The following is a 2,594-nucleotide window of genomic DNA, read 5'->3' as shown; positions in this document are numbered from 1 at the left end:
GGGGCCGATGCCGGGCTGCTGGGATCCGGTGGGCTGTTCGGGTCCGGTGGGGCCGGTGGCGCGGGCGGCGTTGGCGGCACCGGCGGTACCGGCGGGGCCGGAGCCGATGGAGCGACTGTGGCCGCCGATGGTGGGACCGGTGGAGTAGGCGGGGTCGGCGGGGCGGCCGGCGCCGGCGGCGGTGGCGGCGCCGGCGGTTTCCTGGGGTCCGCTGGTCATGCCGGCGGCAATGGCACTGGCGGTGTCGGCGGGACCGGCGGCACCGGCGGCCAGGGCGGCGTCGGCCAGCTGGGCACCAGCGACCAGGTGACGCCCACCAACGGTCTACTGGGCGGCCAAGGCGGTACCGGTGGCCAAGGTGGCGCCGGTGGAGCCGGTGTGGGCGGTGTCGGTGGCGGGGCCGGTGGACACGGCGGCATGGGCGGCCAGGGCGGGACCGGCGGCGACGGAGGTTCTAACACGGGCACCACCGGCGGCAACGGTGCCGACGGTGGCGAGGGCGGTATGGGTGGCAAAGCCGGACACGGTGGGGCCGGAACCGACGGCGGTGCGGCCGGCGCTATGGGCACCGGCGGCACCGGCGGCACCGGCGGCCACGGCGGAGCCGGTGGTACCGGGATCGACGGCACCAGTGATTCCAAGTCGCCCGAGGGCGGCCATCTGGGCGGCAAGGGCGGCGGCGGCGGCAAAGGCGGCGTGGGTGGGATCGGCGACGGCCTGGGCCACCACGGCGGTGCCGGCGGCCAGGGCGGAGACGGCGGCCAGGGCGGCACCGGCGGCAACGGCGGCAACAACACCGGCACCGACGGCGGCGACGGCGCTAAAGGTGGACAGGGCGGCACCGGCGGCGACGCCGGCGCGGCGGGGGCTGCAACCGATGGCGGTGCGGCCGGTAGCTACGGCACCGGCGGTACCGGCGGTACCGGCGGCACCGGCGGCACCGGCGGCACCGGCACCTCCACTACCGACTCGACCGCTCCAATGGACGCCGGTCAGGGCGGCAAGGGCGGCGACGGCGGCCAAGGCGGCACCGGCGGGGCCGGCGACGGCCTGGGTCACCACGGCGGTGCCGCCGGTAACGGCGGCGACGGCGGGGCCGGCGGCACCGGCGGCAACGGCGGCAACAACATCGGCAACGGCGGCCAGGGCGGCCCCGCAAACGGCGGTGGCACCAACAGCAGCACCGCCGATGGCGCCAAGGGCGGACAAGGCGGCACCGGCGGCGGCGCCGGCGCGGGCGGAACGATAACCGACGGCGGCGCAGCCGGCAGCTACGGCACGGGCGGGGCCGGGGGCCAGGGCGGCAAGGGCGGCAATGGCGGCAACGGCCTGCCCACCGCCGACTCATCCGCTCCCGCCGACGCCGGACCGGGCGGCAAAGGCGGCGCCGGCGGCAAAGGCGGCACCGGCGGGGCCGGCGACGGCCTGGGCCACCACGGCGGGGCCGCCGGCCAAGGCGGCAACGGCGGCGACGGCGGTACCGGCGGCGATGGTGGCAACAACATAGGCACCGACGGCGGCAATGGGGCCAAGGGCGGACAGGGCGGCACCGGCGGCGACGCCGGAGCAGCCGGAGCGATCACCGACGGCGGCGCAGCCGGCAGCTACGGCACGGGCGGGGCCGGGGGCCAGGGCGGCAAGGGCGGCAACGGCGGCACCGGCGCCAACGGCAACAATGACCCAGCGCCAACGGAAGGCCATAAGGGCGGCCAGGGCGGTGCCGGCGGAACCGGCGGAACCGGCGGAGCCGGCGACGGGCTGGGCCACCACGGCGGGGCCGCCGGAGACGGCGGCAACGGCGGCAACGGCGGCACCGGCGGCAACGGCGGCAGCAACACCGGCACCACCGCCGCCGACGGCACTGGCGGCCAAGGCGCGAAAGGCGGACAGGGCGGCACCGGCGGCGATGCCGGCGCGGCCGGAGCCATCACCGACGGCGGCGCAGCCGGCGCCAACGGCACCGGCGGCGACGGCGGCCAAGGCGGCAACGGGGGCGACGGGGGCAACGGCGCCGACGGCACCTTCACCTCCGGTAGCACTCCCACCAATGGTGGCTCAGGCGGCTCGGGCGGAGCCGGCGGCGGCGGCGGCACCGGCGGTGCCGGCATCGGCGGGGCCGGCGGCGGCGCCGGCGGTAAAGGCGGAATCGGTGGCACCGGCGGTGACGGCGGCATGGGCGCCGTCAACACGGACACGGGCTCAGCCAGCTCGAACGGCGGCCAGGGCGGTGATGGCGGCACAGGCGGCGACGGCGGGGCGCCGGGCGCCGGGAACACCACCGGCGGCGAAGGCGGCCAGGGCGGCCACGGCGGCAACGGCGGCTTCGGTGCCGCAAACGCGACCGGCGTCACCGACGCCACCCTTGGCCTGGGCGGCGGTGGTGGTGGCGGAGGAGCCGGCGGCCATGGCGGCAACGGCGGAGGCGGCGGTGCCTCCGGGGGCGCAGGCGGCCAAGGCGGTGACGGCGGCACGGGAGGACCGGCCGCAAGTGTCACCACCGGCGCCCTCGCCAGCGGAGGCTTCGGTGGCGGAGGTGGTGGCGGCGGCGCTGCCTCTGGCGAGACCGGTGGCCGAGGCGGCGGAGGGGGCAGCGG

At 78.9% G+C, this 2,594-nt stretch carries 1 protein-coding gene; it reads left to right on the top strand.

The genetic code is table 11. The features are described 5' to 3' along the window. Positions 1 to 2,594, top strand: a 2,594-nt coding sequence (locus tag BST12_RS34450) for a hypothetical protein (RefSeq protein WP_211281390.1), incomplete at both ends; no start/stop codon positions are given.

It is taken from the genome of Mycobacterium angelicum (assembly GCF_002086155.1).
GTDB classification, from domain to species: Bacteria; Actinomycetota; Actinomycetes; order Mycobacteriales; family Mycobacteriaceae; genus Mycobacterium; species Mycobacterium angelicum.
This window is presented reverse-complemented; position numbering and strand designations above follow the sequence as displayed.